This window comes from Rothia sp. HMSC08A08, from assembly GCF_001808385.1.
Classification (GTDB): domain Bacteria; phylum Actinomycetota; class Actinomycetes; order Actinomycetales; family Micrococcaceae; genus Rothia; species Rothia dentocariosa.
This window is the reverse complement of sequence record NZ_KV793052.1, coordinates 64,274-83,607: the sequence shown is the minus strand read 5'-3', so window position 1 is coordinate 83,607 and position 19,334 is coordinate 64,274. Positions and strand designations below refer to the sequence as shown.

Sequence of the window (19,334 nt, the reverse complement as noted above, 5' to 3'; positions counted from 1 at the left end):
CATAACCTGAGCGCCACGTACCCTATAATTTCACAGCTTAGGGGAGTACCCTAGAGACTTCGCGGGAAACCGCTTGAGAACCCGTACCTTTTGTTGCGAAGGAGAAATGTGGAGATTCTGCTCTACGCCGCAGGCGTCATCATTATGGCGATAGCTATTGCGCTGTCTATTGCTCTGCATGAGGTGGGACACCTGGTACCTGCGAAACTCTTTAAGGTGCGTGTACCGCAATATATGATTGGTTTCGGCAAAACTATTTTTTCGTTCCGCCGCGGTGAAACTGAGTACGGGTTTAAAGCTATTCCTTTAGGCGGATATATTTCTATGATTGGCATGTATCCGCCTGCGCCCGAACACGAGGAGCGCGTGAAACGGGCGATGGAGCATCCCACAGAGGGGAACGCCGAGGGTACCACTGGCGTTGAGGAAGAACACGAACCCGAGCTCGAAACTCTTCGCGCCGGAACTACCAGTCCTTTTGGGTCTTTGGCGAATGCGGCCCGTGAGGCTGACTTAGAGCGCCTGAAACCCGGAGATGAAAATCGTCTGTTTTATAAACTTCCCGTGTATAAACGCATGATTATCATGCTGGGCGGGCCTAGCATGAACTTGCTCATCGGGATCGTATGCACCGCCATTCTCATCTGTGGTTTTGGAACCCTGTCTGCAACTAATAAAGTGGCATCGGTTTCCGACTGCGTGCCAAAAGCAACGATCACCGAAGACCGTATCTCATATTCCGAATGTACTGACTCGTCGGCACCGTCTCCCGCGAAAGCGGCAGGACTGCGTAAAGATGACCGTATAGTTGCTATCAACGGCAACCGCACGAGCACCTGGGAACAGGTTTCTTCTAACATCCGTCAGGCAGGGAATAATACCGTAACCGTCACCATTGAACGCGATGGTTCTGAGCAGCAGCTCACCATGACCCCGGCGCTTTTGGAGCGTCCGGTCGTGGATGAAAAGACCCGAGAATATGTGCGTAACGACGATGGGTCATTCAAGATGATGACCGGCGGCTTTATCGGTATCTCACCAACTTCGGAGATGGTTCCAGGCTCGTTGGGCGATGTTATGCCCAATGTGGGCGACACGCTGGGACGTATTGCACATTCCATGTGGTCGCTGCCGCAGCGCGTATGGGAGCTGGGAGTAAATCTCTTCTCTAATCAGGAACGCGATGCGAACTCCCCGGTATCCGTAGTGGGGGTAAGCCGGATTGCCGGTGAAGTGGCCTCGACAGACCGTATCGATCTGAAAGCAAAAACTGCGACCTTAGTCTCGCTGATAGCCGGAATGAACCTGATGCTTTTCGCCTTCAACCTACTTCCGCTTCTTCCCCTGGACGGAGGGCATGTTTTTGGTGCTCTGTGGGAGGCAATTCGACGTGGCTTCGCCAAGCTTACCCGCCGTGCCGATCCCGGTCCGTTTGACCCGGTCAAACTTCTGCCGCTTACCTATGTTGTAGCGGGTGCTTTCATTCTGATGTCCATTGTGATTATTGCCGCCGACTTTATTAAACCCCTGCGGCTGTTCTAAATGGCGGAGCAAGCTATGCACCGCATAGCGTCTAGTGAGGATCGTGTACGCAAACGAATTGTGAGCGGGACTACCGCTTTTTCATCTCATCGTGATATTGCTCGCGGTTAGGGTATCCGTATTAGTGGTTCTGCGCGCGACGGTGGCACAATAGGAAGCTGAGCGGCGCATCCCGCGCCCCAATTTTATGACATTTGGAGGATTGCCTTGTCGGTTAGCCTTGGTATGCCGAAGCCTGCACCTGCGGTTCTTGCACCCCGCCGCAAGACCCGTCAATTCAAGGTAGGTACAGTGGGCATCGGTTCCGAATCTCCCATTTCGGTACAGTCTATGACGACCACCAAGACCCACGATATCGGTTCAACTTTGCAGCAAATTGCCGAGCTAACCGCCGCCGGATGCGATATCGTGCGCGTGGCATGCCCGACCGATAAAGACGCTGAGGCACTACCTATCATCGCAAAGCAGTCTAATATTCCGGTGATCGCGGATATTCACTTTCAGCCCAAGTACGTGTATGCGGCTATTAAAGCCGGATGCGGCGCGGTGCGTGTGAATCCCGGTAACATTCGTAAATTCGATGACCAGGTAAAAGAGATCGCCGAGATGGCTTCAGATCACGGTACCTCTATCCGCATCGGTGTGAATGCTGGTTCACTCGATAAACGTCTGCTCGAAAAATATGGCCACGCCACCCCGGAGGCACTGGTTGAATCCGCTGTGTGGGAAGCCTCTCTCTTTGAAGAGCACGGGTTCCGCGATTTCAAGATTTCCGTTAAACATAACGATCCGGTGGTTATGGTTGAGGCATACCGGCAGCTTGCCGCACGCGGCGATTGGCCTTTGCACTTAGGCGTAACAGAAGCAGGTCCCGCGTTCCAGGGAACCATCAAGAGTTCGGTAGCATTCGGCACCCTCCTCTCTCAAGGGATTGGCGATACGATCCGTGTTTCGCTTTCGGCCCCTCCGGTGGAAGAAGTCAAGGTGGGAACCAAGATTCTGGAATCCCTTAACCTGCGCCCGCGCAAGCTCGACATTGTTTCGTGCCCCTCATGCGGTCGCGCCCAGGTGAATGTGTGGGAGCTCGCCGAAAACGTGACCAAGGGCTTGGAGCATATGAAGGTTCCGCTTCGCGTCGCCGTGATGGGATGCGTGGTGAACGGTCCCGGCGAGGCACGTGAAGCAGACTTAGGAGTGGCATCCGGTAACGGTAAGGGACAGATCTTTGTGAAAGGGGAAGTTATTAAAACCGTTCCCGAAGATCAGATCGTGGAAACCCTTCTTGAAGAGGCAACCCGTATTGCTGCCGAGATGGAAGCCTCGGGGGAGTACGTGCCCGAAGGCGCCCCCGCTGTTACCGTCAAATAGTACGGCTGTACCTCGTCCGTAGCGTTGAGTATAAACGCGACGAGTCTGAAATCTCTAAGCGCCTCGCCTTCAACGGACGCGGGGCGCTTAGCTGTGACACATTCAAAACCGCGATAGCTCTCTCGTTAGATAGAATCGAAAGCGTGCTCAAAAAGTTTTTCTCCTCATCTGCCCCCCAGGTGGTGGCTCTCGATCGGCGCGATGCAGATGCCCTCGAAGAGCTTCTCTATGCGGATACGCTGGGGAATCTCTACGCTATTGAGCATTACGATATTTACGGGCTGCCGCCAGCATCGGCATCCGGAGCACGCATGACGGGGAATAAGCTGCCAGCACAGTATCGCGGGTTCGTGGGGATTTACGAAGATGGCATCTTGCTGAGCGCGCTGTTACTGGGCAGCAATACCGTTCCCATCTGGCTACCCGACGACGATCGAATGCGCTCACACGCCGAGGTTCTTGCTCACCTCATTTACCGTTCTCGGGGCAGCATTGAGTCTCTTTTTGGACCCAGTGAATGTGTGCTTCCAATCTGGGAGCACTTGAGGAAACGCCTCGCCAGTCCTTTCTCTGTTCGGACGGTACAGCCGCTACTGTACCTGCCCCCAGAAAAAAATCTATTCTCACTCTATTCGGCCTCTCTGCCTGAACTGCCCGGCTATCTACCCTCGTTACAGTCGGTTCCAGAGAGCCCTGGAGGATATGTGCGTTGTACTGTTCTGTCAGATTACGATGATGTTCTGCCTGCCGCAGCCGCTATGTTCCATGAGGAAGTCGGTATTGAACCCATCGCACGGTACGGCAGCAACTACAGAAACCGTGTACGGTCGATGGTATCTGAAGGCAAAAACGTGATTGTCACTAACGATCTCGGCGTGGTGGTTTTCAAAGCTGATCTGGGTATATCGCATCTGGACGCTGCGCAGATACAGGGCGTTTGGGTGCACCCCGACTATCGCGGTCTGGGACTTGCGGCTCCGTTTCTTGCTGCGGCCTGTGAGCTTTTCCGAGAGAGGCACCCGCATCTGAGCCTCTACGTTAATAACTACAACGATCGGGCACTTTCTCTCTATCAGCGCACCGGATGGGAAGATATTGGGCAATATTCGACCATTATCCTTACTCGTTAGCGTCTGAAAATATACACGTTGGTCTTTTATACCAACTATGCTTCGCCTGTGAGCGCGGAAACCTATAGACTTGTTATATTATTCATCGCCGTTCGCCGCCGCTTTCGGGTTAAGGAATGTGGGATGCGGTGAAGGTCTAGCATCAAATCCAAGGAGAACACACATGGTACTTCGCTTGTCCAACCTCTTCGTGCGGACCCTGCGTGAAGATCCTGTAGACGCTGAGGTAGCAAGCCATAAGCTTTTAGTGCGCGCAGGTTATATTCGTCGTGCCGCTCCTGGCGTGTATACCTGGCTGCCCTTGGGTTTGAAGGTTCTGCGCAAGGTAGAAAATATAGTGCGTGAAGAAATGAACGCAATTGGAGCCCAAGAAGTTCTCTTTCCGGCATTGTTGCCGCGAGAACCCTATGAGGCAACTAACCGGTGGGAAGAATACGGTGATAATCTCTTCCGCCTGCAGGACCGCAAGGGAGCCGATATGCTTCTGGCGCCCACCCATGAGGAAATGTTCACTCTGTTGGTGAAAGACCTTTATTCCTCCTACAAGGATCTGCCGCTGTATATTTACCAGATCCAGAATAAGTACCGTGACGAGGCGCGACCCCGCTCCGGTTTGTTGCGTGGGCGCGAATTTGTCATGAAGGATTCCTACTCTTTTACTGTGGACGACGAAGGCTTGAATGAGGCTTACGAGGCCCACCGCGCCGCTTACCAGCGTATTTTTAACCGCTTGGGATTAGACACCGTCATAGTGACCGCGCAATCGGGTGCTATGGGTGGTTCACGCAGTGAAGAATTCCTGCATCCGACCCCTGTAGGTGAAGACACCTTTGTGCGTTCCGCCGGTGGCTACGCCGCAAATGTGGAGGCAGTCACCACCGTTGTGCCTGCAGATATTGATTTCACGGATACACCCGCAGCTATCGTGCTCGATACCCCCGAATCTCCCACGATTGAAACCCTCGTGGCTCAGATGAATGACTTGCACCCTCAGGTGACCGGCGGTGAACTCACCGCTGAACAGACGCTTAAATGTTTTGTGGGCGCAGTCATTACCCCCGCTGGGGAACGTAAGCTCTTTGCCGTGGGTGTACCTGGTGATCGCGAAGTCGATCTGGGACGCGTCGAGGTTAACATTGGTGCGCTCATGGGTATCGGTGGCGAGATCGAGGTTGAGGCTGCTTCTGAGGAGGATCTAAAGAAATTCCCGCAGCTCGTCAAGGGCTATATTGGCCCGGGTCTTACTCTCGATCAGCCCATGTTGGGTGAGAATACCGAAGAGCGTCAAACTGCTACCGGTATTCCGTTTTTCGTTGATCCGCGCGTGGTTCGCGGAACCTCGTGGGTTACTGGCGCTAACGAGCACGGCAAACACGTGGCAAATCTCGTTTACGGGCGGGACTTTAATGCAGACGGTACTTTGGAAGCGTGTGAAGTACGCGAAGGCGACCCAGCACCGGATGGTTCTGGACCGCTTATTGCTGCACGCGGTGTTGAGATGGGACATATCTTCCAGCTTGGCCGTAAATACGCCGAGGCACTGGGACTGAAAGTACTCGATCAGAACGGTAAACTCCAGACCGTGACGATGGGATCTTACGGTATTGGCGTAACCCGTGCGCTTGCCGCAATCGCTGAGGGCAATCATGACGAGAAGGGTCTGATCTGGCCGCGTAACTTGGCACCCGCCGATGTGCACATCGTCATCACGAATAAAGACGCTCAATCCCACGAGTACGCAGAAACCTTGAGCACGGAGCTTGAAGGTGCCGGGGTGCAGGTGCTTTTGGACGACCGTCTGAAAACCAGCCCGGGCGTTAAATTCGGCGATGCAGAGCTTCTGGGCGTACCCACCATCTTAGTGATTGGCCGCGGGTTCAAAGACGGTACTTTGGAACTCAAAGACCGGCGAAACGGAGAGGCACGCGATATTGCCGTATCGGATGCGGTGCGCGAAATCCTCGCCGAGATCCGCTCTTAGGTCCTATTCCCAGGCATAGACGCGTTCATCATCCTTGGCAAGATTATCGAGAAGAGAAGGAAGATATGGCGTATAAACCTAAACGGTCCGGTAAGAAAGACGGCGCCCCCAATGCTCGCTCCCGGCGTGCCGCATCACGAACCGCCAGGGGTGTAACTCGTCCCTTCGAATCCGCAGGGTCGGAAAAACCGGCACCGGCAAAAATTGGGACACGCTCCCTACATGAGGACGAGGTAAACGAAGCTATCAAACCTGTGCTCAGTGAGTTTTCGCTCGTGCTTGAAAGGATTAAGATCAGCGGTCCGGCAGCTAACCGAACGGTAGAAATTACCGTGGACTATACGGAAGATCGGACAGATTCCCTTTCTCTGGACAGCCTTGCGGAAATCTCGGGGGCTATCTCACAGGCTCTGGATAAAGCTGATGAGCACGATGAGTTCTTCCCCTATATGTTGGAGGTTTCCTCTCCTGGAGCTACCCGAGAACTCACCGAGCGCCGTCATTGGAAACGTGCTCGCGCCCGACTTGTAGCAGTGACACAGACAGATGGCACGGAATACGTGGCTCGTCTTGACGAGATTACGGACGAAGGCCCTGTGCTTCGGCGTAAGAAACAGACTAAGAAAGGGCAGAAGCAGACATACCATGACGCTGTGATTGTGCCCTGGGAAAATATTGGGCACGCTAATGTTGAAATTGATTTCAATTCTACTCAAGAGACTGTAGAATAGGTACAAAATAGGCTTTCTGTTTGTTTTTTCACACTCAACAAACATAAAGCAAACCGTTCGGGAGCCGGGGCGCAGAAAAAGCGTCCCGGCGCCGTGCTACAGGGAAAGGCTGAAGAGCGTGGACAACAATATGACGATCGACTTAGGCGTTCTGCATGCACTTGCAAAGCAACGAGGTCTCGTTTTGGAGGAACTGTTCTCGCTGGTTGAAAATGCTCTGGTGCTTGCCTATATGAAGCAGCCCGGCGCCATTAAAGGCTCCCGAGCCGTCATCGATCGAACCACCGGCGACTTCGCTATTCTTGCGCCGGAACTTGACGATGACAACCAGAAAATCGATGAGTTCGATGATACGCCCAATAACTTTGGGCGCATTGCTGCGGCGACGGTGCGTCAGGTTTTATCGCAGCGTCTGCGCGATGCCGAAGATGCATCCGTGCTTGGTGAATTTAAAGACCGAGAAGGAACCTTAGCATCCGGCGTTATTCAGCAGGGGAATAACCCCCGTATGGTTCAAGTCGATTTGGGAACTATTGAGGCCGTACTCCCCGCGAACGAGCAGGTTCCCGGAGAACAATATCCCCACGGAACCCGTATTCGTGCATATCTCTTAGAGGCGCGCCGCGGGCAGAAAGGGCCCTCGATTGTGCTCTCGCGGTCGCATCCGAACTTGGTGCTTCGCCTATTTGAGCATGAGGTTCCAGAGATCGCCGACGGATCGGTCAAGATTAACTCCATTGCTCGCGAGGCAGGACATCGCTCGAAGATAGCGGTAAGCGCAACGAACCCCAGTATCAACGCTAAGGGGGCCTGCATCGGTGATATGGGCGCTCGCGTACGTGCTGTTGCCGCTGAACTTAACGACGAGAAGATCGACATTGTTGATTACTCGACGGATCCTGCGGAGTTTATTACGGCTGCGCTCTCGCCCGCTAAGGTGACCGAAGTTATTATTGCGGACCCCCGCGAATATTCTGCTCGTGCGATTGTCCCCGATGAGCAGCTTTCGTTGGCAATCGGGCGGGAAGGCCAGAACGCGCGCCTTGCAGCGAAACTAACCGGCTGGCGTATTGATATTTTGGCGGAATCAAAATATGCTCAGATTCGTGCCGAAGAAGAGGTGGCTGAGCGAGTAGCCCGCAGCCTTGATTTAGACGAAAACGAGTAGTAACCGGTATTCTAGTAGGAGTACCCTGTAGCCCCTAGAGGGTCTTTCCGCATTCGTGAAACCGAATACGAACGTGACCCAGATGAGGGGCTACACTTAAGATGTGCGTTTGGCTCGTACACCCCAGTGGCGTGCCTAAACGACTGTGACAGTTTTGATGGGGAAGAGGGGAGAGCAATGAGTGAACCTCTCCGTACCTGTATTGGCTGTCGCCTCCGCGATAATCCGCGGAATATGCTCCGTATCGTCCGTTTCGGCGGCGACGGAGAACGGATGCGCATCCTTCCGGATGTGCACTGCACCTTGCCCGGTCGCGGTGCGTGGCTACATATGCGTGAATCCTGCCAGCAACAGGCTTTTCGTAAAAATGCTTTCGCCCGCGCCTTTAAAGTTTCAATTGCTCGCGCAGACCTTATGGTTTTGACCGAATACTTCGCTCAGCGCAAGCCCGAAACTACGGGCTATGAGTGAAACTCACATCCCTATAAGTCAACGAGTTTGACGACTTCTTGCAGATTACGAAAGCGAGTCAGAAAACTGATGGATATCTAATGAGTGCCGCGACATGAGTACCCATCTGTGCTCACACCCCGGCAAATTTATGCCCACGCGTGTGTTAGGCGTAACCGAGAGCCTAGTGCGCGCATACACACATCATTAGTGTTCGCACCGTCCTGGTGCGAGCCAGGACAGGAGAAAATTTGGCTAAGCCTCGCGTACACGAGATTGCTAAAGAACTTGGTGTAACGTCAAAAGAAGTTATTGCAAAACTAGCCGAACAAGGCGAATTCGTAAAGGGCGCATCCTCGACCCTTAACCCGCTCGTGGTTAAGAAACTGCGTGAAGCGTTCCCCGCCCCCGCTCAGGCACCTGAAAAAGCTGAAAAACCAACTAAAGCGTCAGGGAAGTCTGCAGCTTCCACAGCTAAAACTGCTAGTGCTAAGCCCGCCGCTCCAAAGAAGCCGGCGGACGCGAAATCTGCTGCTAAACCTGCGGCACCGAAACCTGCCCCTAAACCGGGTGCAAAACCTGCAGCTAAATCTGCGGCTCCTAAGCCCGGTGCCAAGGGCGCCGCTAAATCTTCTTCGGGTCCTCGTCCTGGCAACAACCCCTTCTCCTCACAGCAGGGAATGGCTCGTCCAGAGGCTCCGAAGCCTGCTGCTCCAAAGCCCGCACCGAAACCTGGTGCATCGGCTCCAAAACCGGGCCCGAAGCCTGGTCCTCGTCCGGGTAACAACCCCTTCTCCTCACAGCAGGGAATGAAACGACCCGAACGCGGCGAACAGCGTTCTGGCGGTCCTCGTCCACCCCGCGGTCAGCGTTCAGGCAATAATGCCCCTCGTCCCGGCGGTGGGGGCAACGGTCCCCGTTCCGCATCGGGGTCGCGCTCGCACACGCCTCGTTCCGGCGGCGGCAACCGTCCTAGCCCGTCCATTATGCCGTCCAAGGTCTCGAACGTCGGTTCCGGTCCCGGTGCACCCAGTGGTGGTGGCGGAGGCGGTAACCGTCGTGGCGGAGGCGGCTATAACCGCGGTCCTTCGCGTCCGGGTCCCGGTGGCCGTGGAAATGCACAGGGTGCTTTCGGCCGTGGCGGTTCCAAGCGTAAGAACCGTAAGTCGAAGGCAGCCCGCCGCAATGAAGTCGAGCAGATGAATGCACCCGCACCCGGTGGTGTGGTAGTACCTCGCGGAGATGGCTCGACTGAGGTCCGCCTGCGTCGCGGCGCATCCATTATGGATTTTGCCGAGAAGATTGGCGCTAACCCGGCTTCGCTGATTACCGTGCTCTTCCACTTAGGCGAAATGGCTACTCAAACCCAGTCGCTCGATGAAGAAACCTTCGAGCTATTGGGCGCTGAGTTGGGGTACGTCGTAAAGATCGTGTCTCCTGAGGACGAAGAACGCGAGCTCTTGGAATCCTTTGACATCGACCTTGAAGCCGAAGCAGAGGCGGAAGGCGATGACGTTCTTGAAGTGCGTCCTCCGGTTGTGACTGTGATGGGTCACGTTGACCATGGTAAAACTCGACTGCTGGACGCTATTCGGAATACCAACGTCATTGAGGGTGAAGCTGGCGGTATTACCCAGCACATTGGTGCGTATCAGGTACACACTACCGTCGAAGGTGAAGACCGTGCGATTACCTTTATCGATACCCCCGGTCACGAGGCGTTTACCGCTATGCGTGCCCGCGGCGCGAAGGTTACCGACGTTGCCATTCTTGTGGTCGCTGCGGATGACGGCGTGATGCCGCAGACCGTTGAGGCGCTGAACCACGCTCAGGCAGCTGATGTGCCGATCGTCGTGGCTATCAACAAGATCGATAAGGAGGGCGCATCGCCCGATAAGGTCAAGGGCCAGCTGACCGAGTACGGTCTGGTACCTGAAGATTACGGTGGAGACACCATGTTCGTGAACGTTTCGGCTCGGAATGGCACGAACATTACCGAACTGCTTGAAGCCGTAACCTTGACTGCCGACGTTCTGGAACTGCGCGCTAACCCGAATAAGGAAGCTCGTGGCGTTGCCATTGAAGCGAACCTGGATAAGGGGCGCGGTGCGGTCTCCACCGTCTTGGTGCAGTCCGGTACTCTGCATGTGGGCGATGCGATTGTCGCCGGTGTGGCACACGGTCGCGTGCGCGCAATGTTCGACGAGAACGGTCATGCAGTGAAAGAAGCCGGTCCGTCCCGTCCCGTTCAGGTTCTGGGTCTTTCGACCGTGCCCCGTGCGGGAGATACCTTCCTCTCGACCGAAGAAGAACGCACCGCACGCCAGATTGCTGAGAAGCGTGAGGCCGCAGACCGTAACGCACAGCTCGCGAAGCGTCGTAAGCGCGTAACCCTTGAATCCTTCGATGCCGCTGTGGCTGAGGGCAAGATGGATACCCTCAACCTGATTATTAAGGGTGACGTCTCCGGTGCTGTTGAAGCTCTGGAAGAGTCGCTCATGAAGATTGATGTGGGCGGCGACGAAGTTCAGCTGCGCGTCATCCACCGCGGTGTGGGTGCTATTACTCAGAACGATGTGAACCTGGCAACCGTGGACAACGCGGTGATCATTGGCTTCAACGTTCGTCCTGCAGAGCGTGTCTCTGAGCTTGCAGACCGCGAGGGCGTCGAGATGAAGTTCTACTCGGTCATCTACCGTGCGATTGAGGAAATTGAGCAGGCTGTCAAGGGCATGCTCAAACCCGAATACGAAGAGGTCGAACTCGGCTCGGCGGAGATCCGTGAAGTGTTCCGTTCCTCCAAGTGGGGTAACATCGCAGGTTCGATGGTCAAGAACGGCATTATCAAGCGTAATTCTAAGGCACGCCTGGTACGTGACGGTGTTGTGGTGTCAGAAGACCTCACCATCGAGTCGTTGCGTCGTTTCAAGGACGATGCTACCGAAGTACGTGAAGGCTTCGAGTGTGGTATTGGACTCGGTTCCTTCAACGACATCAAGGAAGGCGACGTCATCGAAACCTGGGAGATGCGCGAGAAGCCGCGCGTCTAAGACCCGCAGAAACGCGCCCGTTCCCCGTATCTCGCTTCATTCTGGTTTTGTACCGGAAGGTGCGGGATGCGGGGCGGGCGTTTCCCCTATCTGTACTTGACCACAAGGAGAAAACTATGGCTGATGCAGCACGTGCAGCCCGTCTCGCCGATCGTATTAAGGTGATTGTGGCGCAGGCGCTTGAACGCCGGGTCAAAGACCCCCGCCTCGGTTTTGTGACGGTTACCGATGCCCGGGTCACGAATGACCTGCAGCACGCAACCCTGTACTACACCGTATACGGTTCTGAAGAAGAACAAGAAAACACAAAAAAGGCGTTGGAATCCGCTAAGGGCATTTTGCGCTCTGAGGTGGGAAAAAATATTACCGCGCGTCTGACGCCAACCCTCACCTTCGTACCAGACGAAGTACCGGTTAACGCTTACCACCTCGAAGACCTCTTAAAGAAAACCCGTGAGCGCGATGCTGAACTTGCTGCCGCATCCGCAGGGGCCCAGTACGCGGGCGAGGCAGACCCATACAAGAAACCTGAGCAGGCCGAAGTAGAGGAAGACTAATACAGTGGCGAAAGCTCGGGAACGTGGACCGTCAGGTCTACTGGTGGTGGATAAACCCGCTGGCATGACGAGCCATGATGTAGTCTTGAAGATCCGCTGGATTGCCGGTACGCGGCGTGTTGGTCATGCAGGTACTCTTGATCCGGCGGCGACCGGCGTGTTGGTTTTAGGCTTGAATAAAGCGACAAAGCTTTTGACGTATTTAGTTGGTCAGGATAAAACTTATGAGGCTCGCCTGGTGTTAGGGGCCACAACTCTGACAGAGGACGCTGAGGGAGAGCTCACCGGGATTGCTCGCGCGGAGGCTGTGAGGGCTCTGACTCGGGAGAAGATTGAAAACGCCGTACGATCTTTGACGGGCGATATTATGCAGGTTCCCTCCGCCGTTTCGGCGATTAAGGTTAAGGGCGTGCGTTCTTATGCTCGGGTTCGTGACGGCGAGGATATTGAACTTCCCGCCCGAAAGGTCACGATTCATGAGGCCGCTATTCATGAGGTGCGCGATAGCAAACTTGATACTCGACTATATACTGTTGCCGAGGGGCTTGATGCTCCCGCGTGTGTACCAGTTGTTGAGGTAGATATTACGGTTTCCTGCTCTTCTGGAACCTATATTCGTGCTTTTGCTCGTGATGTGGGTAAAGCCCTGGGCGTTGGGGGCCATCTGAGTGCTTTGAACCGTATACGTGTAGGGAATGTGTATCAGCGTGAGGCGTTTGATTTAGCTGAACTCATGAAGGAACACGAGAACGCTGATGGGCCGCTAGACTTACCTGTACTTTCTCTTGAGGAGGCGGCACGTCGTCTGTTCAACGTTCGGCAGCTTACGACGCAAGAGGCGACCGATATTTCATTTGGTCGGCGCATTACAGTCAGTGAGGAAGGCTCAGATGCTCTTGTCTTAGGCACACAAAGCCCGGAATCTCAGCATGCCAATACCGAGGGGATAACTGCCGCATTTGCGCCGGACGGAACACTAGTGGCTCTTATAGAGAATGTGAAGTTTCGGGGAACCCGATGCGCGGCACCCGTGCTCGTATTTGAAGCAGGAATTGACTTCTCGCGGGAAGCGGGGGAGCGGCTATGATCGCTGGTTTGGACTGGTGGTTCTGGATTACTGTGGTACTCGGTACGTTATCGTGTCTGGCTTCTTTGGTACAGTATTTCCGTGGTTATGAACCCGATGACTATTCACAAGGTCCGATGCTTGTTCTTGAAGCGTTTTTAGTGGTGTACCTGGTAGGGTCGATCATCATGCAGGCTGTGGGACCGGGACCTCGTGGTGACTGGCTGGAGTATTACGGGTACCTCGTGACTGCCATGCTTATTCCCGCCGGCGCGTTCTTCTATTCTCTCAGCGAGCGTACGCGATGGGCGACTCTGCTACTGGCGGTTCCAGGGCCCGTGCTTATCGTGATGGTTCACCGAATGAATATGCTGTGGTATTACTATTAGACACAGGTTTTACTCCACATAGCTGGGGCACAGAGCCTGAATTATAGAGCAAGTACGCAAGCATCTAGAGACACCTTCTGCGCACACACCTTGGGAAGGACACGATGTGCATAATACTTTGAACCCTTGGGGTTCCCGCACCACAAAAGGCAATTCTAAATCCGATGCTGTTTCCTCAGCTGGCCATGCCTCCGGTCCGGGTAAAGTTATCGCTGTGGTGTACGGGATTTTTACATTGTCGGCGGGCGCTCGCGCGTGTTATCAGCTGATTCGTAAATTTGATGAGGCGCCTTTGGCGATTCTGCTTTCGCTTCTTTCCGCAATTATTTATGCTATTGCTGCTGTTTCTTTAGCAAAGCGTGGAGAACGTGCTAGGCAGCTTGCGGTTATCACCATCGTAGTGGAGCTTCTTGGCGTCCTTGGCATAGGAGTTTTCTCGTATGCCGCTCCGCAGTTTTTCCCTTTAGCATCCGTGTGGTCGCATTTCGGGCAGGGATATGGGTATATCCCCTTGGTACTGCCGGTGGTGGGGTTGTGGTGGCTGTACCGGGCAGCGCATCGCACTACGAACAGGTCGCAGAATTCTCGGTGAGGATAGCGAAAACTAAAAGGAGAGAACTATGACTCGTGATAAGAACTCGCAGAAGGCCGAGAAAAAACCACTTTCAACCTCTGAACCGGTAACTCAGCCGCAGCCGGTGATTTCAGCGCAGTCGGAGTATCCGCAGAAAGCGCGCACTGCGTCGGCTCAACAGCCTGCACAGAAAATCGGATCTGAATCCAGTGCTCAGAAATCTGCTCGCGGATCAAAAAATACTGCCCCTGCAGCATCGCAGAAAACGACGGCCGTGCGTACGGTGGAGGACGTCGCCAAGCCTCAGAACCAAGGGGTTTTTCGCGCTGTGACCGCACTTTATGGTGCTTTGGTTATGCTCTATGCGGGGTGGCAGATCTTCTCTGGCGCCCGTGCTGTGCCAGAGAATGATGCTCTGGCGGCAAATGCTTCTCTGGAATCAAATTATGCGTTTTTCGCCGCAATATACTTCGGTTTGGGGCTCTCATTCCTCGTTATCGCCGTGAAGTTCAAGTGGGTCAATATGCTGGTGATATCCTGTTTGGTGGTTTTCTTAGGCGGCGTGGGACGTATTATGTCGTGGGCTACCCACGGTACCCCGCATTGGTCGCTGATCGTGCTGATGGTGACTGAGCTGGTCATTCCTCCATGCCTGTTGATTTGGTACGCCTGGATTAATAAGTCCAATAAGATTCGGCAGGATATGCTTCAAGCTTCGCAACAGGGGAAATCCTCTCGTTAGCGTTGGGTCTCGAAAATCCTTCAGGTTTATCGGGGTGGTAATTCTACATACGTCTTCAGACTGGTTTAGGATGTATAGGTACATTATTTCTTACCAGGAGAGCCCGTGACCCTCTATACCGAGTTGAGCGATATTCCGGCGGATTTCGGTCCGTCCGTAGTGACTATCGGCAATTTTGATGGCGTGCATATTGGTCACGCTCGCGTTATTTCACGTGTTGTCGAGGTAGCGAATGAGCACGGGCTTGTTTCGGTTGCTGTTTCGTTTGATCCGCACCCCATGCAGGTGCATAATCCTGAACTGAAGCATCAGGAAATCATGGGTCAGGGGTCAAGACGTTATTTCATGTGCCAGCTTGGCCTGCAGAACTACCTACTGCTGCATTACGACCTAGAGTTTGCGAAGCAGAGCCCCGAAGAATTTGTGAAGTCCGTCTTTGTTGATACCCTGCGTGCACGTTATGTCGTGATCGGCGACGATGTGCGTTTTGGGCACAAGAATTCGGGCGATTTAAACACAATGCGCGAACTGGGGAAGAAATACGGGTTTGAGGTCATCGTGGTTGATGATTTGATGGCCGATGAAAAAACCCGATGCTCTTCAACCCGCATTCGCGAATATCTGAACGCGGGGGACATGGAAGGTGCGGCTCGGCTGCTTGGTCGTCCGCACCTGATGTACGGGGAAGTCGTGCACGGCTTGGCGCGTGGGCGTGAATTGGGGTTCCCTACAGCAAATTTGGAGCTGGAGGCGCGCGGCTTTATCCCGGTTGATGGTGTGTATGCCGGATGGTTGACCGATGAGTCTGGTGAAAAGCATCCGGCGGCTATATCCGTGGGTACAAACCCAACCTTCGACGGCATTGAAAACCGTCAGGTTGAGGCGCATGTTATTAACCGTCCTCAAGAACGTGTTGAGGACTTTGACCTTTATGGGCAGCATGTGGTCGTGGAATTTGTGAAGCACCTGCGCCCTATGGTTGCGTACCATGGCATTGATGCTTTGATCGAACAGATTAATCAGGATGTTGCGCAGGCGCGCGATGTGCTTGCCGCAGGGTCTTACGCTTAGGTAATAAGACTCTGGCGTTTTCTGTCGTCTGTAATCTTATGAAGACCAAAATAAAACATAACTGATTCTGTAACTTTCATGTTTATCGTGAAGGTTTAAAATATTTTTTATATTAATTGTATAAATGTATAGATAAACCGCACCTTGAGAATTTAATTGTAATATTTTTGTTTACTTCGAGAGAAATATGTAATTTTCTCTCTTGTTGATGTGTGCATGAGATACACTAAAAATTACAAATTTCCGATAGCTTATTGATGCATGTAATATATCTTGGGTCTTTGGTGACATAAGATATATTAGAGAGTAATCTACCTGGAGAATATATCCCTGACTTATTGCGTAAATCAGGGATGACAATCACCTACTCGACACAAAGGAATATTGTGAATACCTCGAAAACACTGTCCCGGCGTACCTTGGCAAAAGGCACCGCCTGGGCTGCCCCTGTTGTATTAGCCTCCTCCGCTATACCCGCATATGCGTCCAGCGTGCCGGATTGTTCATGGCTTGCGACTCAGAATGTTGTGGAGACGAGCGTTTCTAACGAATTCTCGGACAATGGTAATCCGAATATTACCGTCGCGGACTGGGGGAACCAAGGGGGTGCTGGTGTATCTTATAAATTTGCCGATACATATGACAATGGTCGTAACCCTTATGCTGTTAATACACCCATTGAGAGAAACCCTTACCATGATTTCACCTTTACCTACCGCATCACAGAAGATTTGCGGAGCTTTAAGGCGAATCCTTGGGTTAATCAGGCAACTCCAGTGGGTGAACAAAATGCAAAAAATAATGCTGTACTCGATACCCAATTTAACGGTGTTGGGTATAAAGTTACTGGTGCCCAACCTATCAAGCAGGGAACCTTTGGGTGGGGGAGCTTCAACCACAAAAATATTGATGGTATGCCCTCAAAAACTACGGGGTCTTACGGTTGTTATGAGGACCGTAAGTTCTATCCGTTCTCCCGTTCTCAGGCGCGTTCTGTAGTTGAGGGCAGCCGCTGGCGCGGACAGCTCTATCTTGACTTCGGACCGGTAAGTGCAGGAACGATTATTAAAGTAACTATTCGTGTTTACTCGCTTCAAGAAATGTCCGCCTCGTACATTAATCAGCGCTACTACAACAACAACTGCAATCCAACCTATAATGGTGGTCCCAAACGTTGGGCTGGAGATAACGACCAGGTTGGTGTGGTGGGCGAGTACTCTTACGCACTCAAAGACCCCCGTGTTGCAGAGTGCAGCAGTTCTGCCAATAAGCATGCGGTGCCGATCAGCGGATACTGGGCTTTCGGCGGTAACTGGACCCGAGAGTAATATCCTCCAGCAAAGCTATGCACCATCAAGCTGTTTGGCACTTATATAAAGAGGGCTAGTGCAGCAGTGCATGCTGTACATGGAATACGGCGGTATTGCAATAACGCGATGCCGCCGTATTCTTGCGTCATGAGACCGAGCTCAGCGGCATTTATGCAATGAGAATGCAGGAACTCTCTTAGGGAGAGTATCTTATGAAGGGTTCCGACGAAGCGGGTGCTTAAGAGAGAATATAAGCATGAAAAAAATGAACGTCGAGTCTTTCAACCTTGATCATCGTGCCGTTGTGGCCCCCTATGTGCGGATTGCAGACCGCAAGGAATTGCCCGGTGGAGATACCCTCATCAAATACGATGTCCGCTTCACTCAGCCTAACAAGGGCCATCTTGAAATGCCCGTCGTACATTCGATCGAGCATATGAGCGCCGAGCACATGCGCAACCACACAGATAAGCTCATCGATTTTTCACCAATGGGATGCCAAACTGGGTTTTACGCCCTCACCCTGGGGCTAGAGCTGCAGGAGTTCTTGCCCATCCTGGAAGCGACTCTACGAGATATTCTCACGGCTACCGAGGTGCCCGCCGCGAATGAAATACAGTGCGGTTGGGGCGCTAACCACACCCTTGAAGGGGCGCAGAATGCTGCACGTGAATTCCTCGCCGCACGTGCTGACTGGGAGCAGGTGATGGCGGCGTGAGCGAACAGCATCACTCTGGCGAACAGGGGCACTCCGAAGAAGCTGCGCAGATGTTCCCCACAGACTTTACGCCGGCGGATATTTTTAACGAAATGTATGCCGACTTGGAGAACCTGAACGACCTCATGATGAGCTTCTCAAACGCGATCGTCATTCAGGTTGCGATGGATGAAGAGCTAGCCCCGTTCCTCGCAGCGACCGAGCAAGCACAGCCCTCCTTCACTGAAGGCGTAGCAAAATTCTACCCACGTTATCTTATGCTTGAAGAAGATCAGGTTCCCCTTCTGCTGGTTCGCTCCAAAATTGGGTTAGTCAATGCCGCATCCGCCGTCACGGAAGCTATCAACTACGCGACTAACTGTTTGGGGGTTATCAGTGCAGGAACCGCCGGTGGTCTTGCGCAGCACATCAACGTTGGAGATATAGTACTGGGGTCAAATTACCTGTACACCGATGCCGACGCAACCATTTTTGGATACGAACGCGGGCAGATTCCTGGGATGCCCGTATCCTATGGCGATCGTGACTCGGACTGGGAAGAGGCGATTGAAGCGGCGCTTTCAGCTCTTAAATCGGCACAGGAGGAAGGTTCCTGGGCGGTGCACCAAGGGCGGATGCTTGCGGGTAACTCATTCGTGACTGAGTATAACGTGAAGGACACCCGAGAGGCCTTCGATACGGCACTCAGCACCGATATGGAGACCACAGCGATCGCGCAGATCTGCAGTAACTATGATGTGTCTTTTATGGCGGTACGCTGCATCTCTGATTTATGCGGCCCAGCAGCAGATCAGGAATTTCATCTTTCGGTCGATGTGGTGGCTCCCCGCTCGGCACGATATGCGCTGCAGATTGCCGCTGAGCTCTGGACGCAGCAGGAATTACCCGCTCTTGAGTTGAACCTTGAAGACTAAGTGGACGGATCTGCTTAAGAAGACCATAATGCTTCAGACCCCAAGTGCTCAGACGGTTGCACAGAAACACTCATTACAAGAAAAATTCCGAGAGAATTCACATTTAAGCCGTCATAGCGTATGGTTAACACAGCAATAACGTACTCGTGACTCAGGAGAGCACCATGAAAATCTGCCCGACCTTAGCCTCTGCGGCTGGTCTTCTTGGCGGTTACAAGGTCGCATCTACAACCGGCAACCGGCCTCTTGGTGGTGCCGTGCTGGGTCTTGCGGGTTTTATTGCTTTCAAGAACTGGAAGCGTAAAGCTGGAGTTGGGCGTGCTACGTTCCTCACCGGCGTTTACCTTTCTGCCTTCGGTTACTCCCATCCACTCGCCAAGAAAATTGGCGCGTGGCCGGCAGTCTATACCGTGACTGGCGTAACCGCTCTGTTGTCGCTCATCGTAGGACGTAAGCGTAAACAGAAATAGTCTTCAACAAGACGGCGGGTTGGCTTCGTTGCCAAACCCGCCGTCTTTTTGCGTTACGATTCACTGCAACTAAGAAATCGCAAGGATGCACGGGGAGTACGCT

18 protein-coding genes are annotated in these 19,334 nt (G+C 53.3%); all 18 read left to right on the top strand.

Going from position 1 to position 19,334, the window contains the following annotated elements; all coding sequences use genetic code 11:
* Nucleotides 1–108 precede the first annotated feature (108 nt).
* The 18 genes from HMPREF3164_RS00370 to HMPREF3164_RS00285 all read left to right on the top strand — a co-directional run bounded on the left by HMPREF3164_RS00370 (nt 109) and on the right by HMPREF3164_RS00285 (nt 19,231).
* Nucleotides 109–1,542 (top strand): M50 family metallopeptidase, encoded by a 1,434-nt coding sequence (locus tag HMPREF3164_RS00370; protein WP_048753054.1) that lies wholly within the window; start codon nt 109–111, stop codon nt 1,540–1,542.
* 225 nt (nt 1,543–1,767) lie between these two features.
* The gene (gene ispG, locus HMPREF3164_RS00365; protein WP_080974366.1) at nt 1,768–2,910 is read left to right on the top strand and encodes a flavodoxin-dependent (E)-4-hydroxy-3-methylbut-2-enyl-diphosphate synthase; all 1,143 of its coding nucleotides are present in this window, start codon (nt 1,768–1,770) and stop codon (nt 2,908–2,910) included.
* Nucleotides 2,911–3,053: 143 nt separating this feature from the next.
* Nucleotides 3,054–4,040, top strand: a complete 987-nt coding sequence (locus tag HMPREF3164_RS00360) for a GNAT family N-acetyltransferase (RefSeq protein ID WP_065425173.1) — start codon at nt 3,054–3,056, stop codon at nt 4,038–4,040.
* A gap of 163 nt (nt 4,041–4,203) precedes the next feature.
* The gene (locus HMPREF3164_RS00355; RefSeq protein ID WP_070448431.1) at nt 4,204–6,021 is read left to right on the top strand and encodes a proline--tRNA ligase; all 1,818 of its coding nucleotides are present in this window, start codon (nt 4,204–4,206) and stop codon (nt 6,019–6,021) included.
* A 65-nt stretch (nt 6,022–6,086) separates the two neighbouring features.
* Nucleotides 6,087–6,752 carry a ribosome maturation factor RimP gene (gene rimP / locus HMPREF3164_RS00350; protein WP_070448430.1) on the top strand — a complete coding sequence of 222 codons (666 nt, stop codon included), beginning with the start codon at nt 6,087–6,089 and terminating at the stop codon, nt 6,750–6,752.
* A 130-nt stretch (nt 6,753–6,882) separates the two neighbouring features.
* Nucleotides 6,883–7,920 carry a transcription termination factor NusA gene (gene nusA, locus HMPREF3164_RS00345; protein WP_004006237.1) on the top strand — a complete coding sequence of 346 codons (1,038 nt, stop codon included), beginning with the start codon at nt 6,883–6,885 and terminating at the stop codon, nt 7,918–7,920.
* A gap of 177 nt (nt 7,921–8,097) precedes the next feature.
* Complete coding sequence (locus tag HMPREF3164_RS00340; RefSeq protein ID WP_080972544.1) at nt 8,098–8,391, top strand: YlxR family protein; 294 nt, start codon at nt 8,098–8,100, stop codon at nt 8,389–8,391.
* Nucleotides 8,392–8,621: 230 nt separating this feature from the next.
* Nucleotides 8,622–11,420 (top strand): translation initiation factor IF-2, encoded by a 2,799-nt coding sequence (infB, locus tag HMPREF3164_RS00335; protein WP_070448429.1) that lies wholly within the window; start codon nt 8,622–8,624, stop codon nt 11,418–11,420.
* A 116-nt stretch (nt 11,421–11,536) separates the two neighbouring features.
* Nucleotides 11,537–11,977 carry a 30S ribosome-binding factor RbfA gene (gene rbfA, locus HMPREF3164_RS00330; protein ID WP_048753064.1) on the top strand — a complete coding sequence of 147 codons (441 nt, stop codon included), beginning with the start codon at nt 11,537–11,539 and terminating at the stop codon, nt 11,975–11,977.
* Between the two features lie 4 nt (nt 11,978–11,981).
* Nucleotides 11,982–13,064, top strand: a complete 1,083-nt coding sequence (truB, locus tag HMPREF3164_RS00325) for a tRNA pseudouridine(55) synthase TruB (RefSeq protein ID WP_070448428.1) — start codon at nt 11,982–11,984, stop codon at nt 13,062–13,064.
* Entirely contained in the window at nt 13,061–13,432 is a 372-nt protein-coding gene (locus HMPREF3164_RS00320) for a hypothetical protein (protein ID WP_004006242.1), read from the top strand. Before truB ends, HMPREF3164_RS00320 begins: the two co-directional genes overlap by 4 nt.
* Nucleotides 13,433–13,538: 106 nt before the next feature.
* Nucleotides 13,539–14,024, top strand: a complete 486-nt coding sequence (locus HMPREF3164_RS00315) for a hypothetical protein (protein WP_095343012.1) — start codon at nt 13,539–13,541, stop codon at nt 14,022–14,024.
* Nucleotides 14,025–14,052: 28 nt separating this feature from the next.
* On the top strand, nt 14,053–14,748 hold the full coding sequence (locus HMPREF3164_RS00310) for a DUF4345 domain-containing protein (protein ID WP_070448427.1): 696 nt from the start codon (nt 14,053–14,055) through the stop codon (nt 14,746–14,748).
* Between the two features lie 105 nt (nt 14,749–14,853).
* The gene (locus HMPREF3164_RS00305) at nt 14,854–15,819 is read left to right on the top strand and encodes a bifunctional riboflavin kinase/FAD synthetase (RefSeq protein WP_048755096.1); all 966 of its coding nucleotides are present in this window, start codon (nt 14,854–14,856) and stop codon (nt 15,817–15,819) included.
* A 386-nt stretch (nt 15,820–16,205) separates the two neighbouring features.
* Nucleotides 16,206–17,147: a hypothetical protein gene (locus tag HMPREF3164_RS00300; RefSeq protein ID WP_239661875.1), complete on the top strand. Its 942-nt coding sequence runs from the start codon at nt 16,206–16,208 to the stop codon at nt 17,145–17,147.
* A gap of 238 nt (nt 17,148–17,385) precedes the next feature.
* A complete protein-coding gene (locus HMPREF3164_RS00295) occupies nt 17,386–17,847 on the top strand; it encodes an S-ribosylhomocysteine lyase (protein WP_004006247.1) in 462 nt (153 codons plus the stop codon).
* The gene (mtnN, locus tag HMPREF3164_RS00290; protein ID WP_139044899.1) at nt 17,844–18,761 is read left to right on the top strand and encodes a 5'-methylthioadenosine/S-adenosylhomocysteine nucleosidase; all 918 of its coding nucleotides are present in this window, start codon (nt 17,844–17,846) and stop codon (nt 18,759–18,761) included. Before HMPREF3164_RS00295 ends, mtnN begins: the two co-directional genes overlap by 4 nt.
* Nucleotides 18,762–18,925: 164 nt before the next feature.
* Complete coding sequence (locus HMPREF3164_RS00285) at nt 18,926–19,231, top strand: hypothetical protein (RefSeq protein ID WP_013398741.1); 306 nt, start codon at nt 18,926–18,928, stop codon at nt 19,229–19,231.
* Nucleotides 19,232–19,334 lie beyond the last annotated feature (103 nt).